Origin of the sequence: Paracoccus alkenifer (assembly GCF_900108405.1) — a bacterium.
GTDB classification, from domain to species: Bacteria; Pseudomonadota; Alphaproteobacteria; order Rhodobacterales; family Rhodobacteraceae; genus Paracoccus; species Paracoccus alkenifer.
On sequence record NZ_FNXG01000005.1, the window covers coordinates 1 to 2,500 of the forward strand.

Consider the following 2,500-nt stretch of genomic DNA (forward strand, 5'->3'; position numbering starts at 1 on the left):
CCTTCAGGTTATGAGCCTGACGAGCTACCGGGCTGCTCTACCCCGCGCCAATTGCTGCGTTTTGGTGCAGCTTCCCGCTGGTATCTTGATGCGGGGTTTAGTGATCGTTTCAGAGTGATTTGCGTTTCTTTCCAGGTCTGGCGGTAACCTACTCTCCCACGTCTTGAGACGCAGTACCATTGGCGCGACGGCGCTTAACGGCCGAGTTCGGGATGGGATCGGGTGTTTCGCTCGTGCTATGGCCACCAGACCGGGGAAGAAACGCTCAGCGTTGCCCCTTTCGGGGCAGGTGTTGTCCAAGGATGCTTTGGAGAAGACGGACTGTCTTCTTCCGGATCAAATCAAGCCAATCGAGCCATTAGTACCAGTCAGCTGAACGCATTGCTGCGCTTACACCTCTGGCCTATCGACGTGGTGGTCTTCCACGGCTCTCAAGGGATACCTTGTTTTGAGGGGGGCTTCACGCTTAGATGCCTTCAGCGTTTATCCTGTCCGTTCATAGCTACCCTGCTGTGCCGTTGGCACGACAACAGGTCCACCAGTGGAACGTTCACCCCGGTCCTCTCGTACTAGGGGCAACTCCTCTCAAGTATCCTACACCCACGGCAGATAGGGACCGAACTGTCTCACGACGTTCTAAACCCAGCTCACGTACCTCTTTAAACGGCGAACAGCCGTACCCTTGGGACCTGCTCCAGCCCCAGGATGAGATGAGCCGACATCGAGGTGCCAAACGATGCCGTCGATATGGACTCTTGGGCATCATCAGCCTGTTATCCCCAGCGTACCTTTTATCCGTTGAGCGATGGCCCTTCCACTCGGGACCACCGGATCACTATGGCCGACTTTCGTCTCTGCTCGACTTGTCAGTCTTGCAGTCAGGCTGGCTTCTGCCATTGCACTCAACGAGCGATTTCCGACCGCTCTGAGCCAACCTTCGCGCGCCTCCGTTACTCTTTGGGAGGCGACCGCCCCAGTCAAACTACCCACCACGCAGGGTCCCGGATCCGGATAACGGACCGCGGTTAGACATCAAGAGTGCGAAGGGTGGTATCTCAAGGGAGGCTCCGCGGGAACTGGCGTCCCCGTTTCAAAGCCTACCACCTATCCTGCACATCACAATCCTGATGCCAGTGCGAAGCTATAGTAAAGGTGCATGGGGTCTTTCCGTCTAACCGCGGGTAGCCCGCATCTTCACGGGCAGTTCAATTTCGCTGAGTCCACGTTTGAGACAGCGGGGAGATCGTTACGCCATTCGTGCAGGTCGGAACTTACCCGACAAGGAATTTCGCTACCTTAGGACCGTTATAGTTACGGCCGCCGTTTACCGGGGCTTCAATTCAAGGCTTGCACCTCTCCTTTTAACCTTCCGGCACCGGGCAGGCGTCAGACTGTATACGTCGCCTTGCGGCTTCGCACAGCCCTGTGTTTTAAGTAAACAGTCGCCACCCCCTGGTTTGTGCCCCCGGCCAATGGTTGCCCATCAACCGGGCCTCCTTCTCGCGAACTTACGGAGGTATTTTGCCGAGTTCCTTAAACGTGGTTCTCTCAAGCGCCTTGGTATTCTCTACCAGTCCACCTGTGTCGGTTTCGGGTACGGTCTCATGGAGGGCTATTTCCAGGGACCCCGCAGCTGCCCGATCAATCCGTTAAGATCGAACAACCCTGAGGATCCGTCACCATCTCCTGGCCCAGGAATATTAACCTGGTTCCCATCGACTACGCATTTCTGCCTCGCCTTAGGGGCCGGCTTACCCTGCTCAGATTAGCTTTAAGCAGGAACCCTTGGACTTTCGGCGACAGGGTCTCTCACCCTGTTTGTCGCTACTCATGTCAACATTCTCGCTTCTGATCACTCCACCGGATGGCTTACGCCCCGGCTTCACAGTCAGAACATTGCCTCCGTTGCTTGCAAGCAAGCAAAAGAGGCAGCGTTCTATATCACAGAACGCTCCGCTACCGCGCACATACGTGCACCCAAAGCTTCGGCTCGTGGCTTGAGCCCCGTTACATCTTCGCCGCAAGACCTCTTGACTAGACCAGTGAGCTGTTACGCTATCTTTAAAGGATGGCTGCTTCTAAGCCAACCTCCTGGTTGTTTTGGAAGTCTCACATGCTTTCCCACTTAGCCACGAATTGGGGGCCTTAGCTGTTGGTCAGGGTTGTTTCCCTTTCCACGACGGACGTTAGCACCCGCCGTGTGTCTGCCGATCAGTTCTTCCCGGTATTCGGAGTTTGCTTAGACTCAGTAAGGCTGTGGGCCCCCATCATCCATGCAGTGCTCTACCCCCGGGAGAATACAATCGACGCGCTACCTAAATAGCTTTCGCGGAGAACCAGCTATCTCCAGATTTGATTGGCCTTTCACCCCTAGCCACACGTCATCCGGACCCTTTTCAACGGGTGTCGGTTCGGCCCTCCAGTTGGTGTTACCCAACCTTCAGCCTGCACATGGCTAGATCATCTGGTTTCGGGTCTGATCCGTCTGACTCAAGCGCCC

The 2,500-nt window shown here is 55.8% G+C and carries 2 rRNA genes (1 of these 2 cut by a window edge); both read right to left on the reverse strand.

Annotation, left to right across the window (positions count from 1 at the left end):
* Positions 1-135 precede the first annotated feature (135 nt).
* Positions 136-250 (reverse strand): 5S ribosomal RNA (rrf, locus tag BLW83_RS12090).
* An 87-nt stretch (positions 251-337) separates the two neighbouring features.
* A 23S ribosomal RNA gene (locus tag BLW83_RS12095) occupies positions 338-2,500 on the reverse strand (it continues 667 nt past the right edge of the window).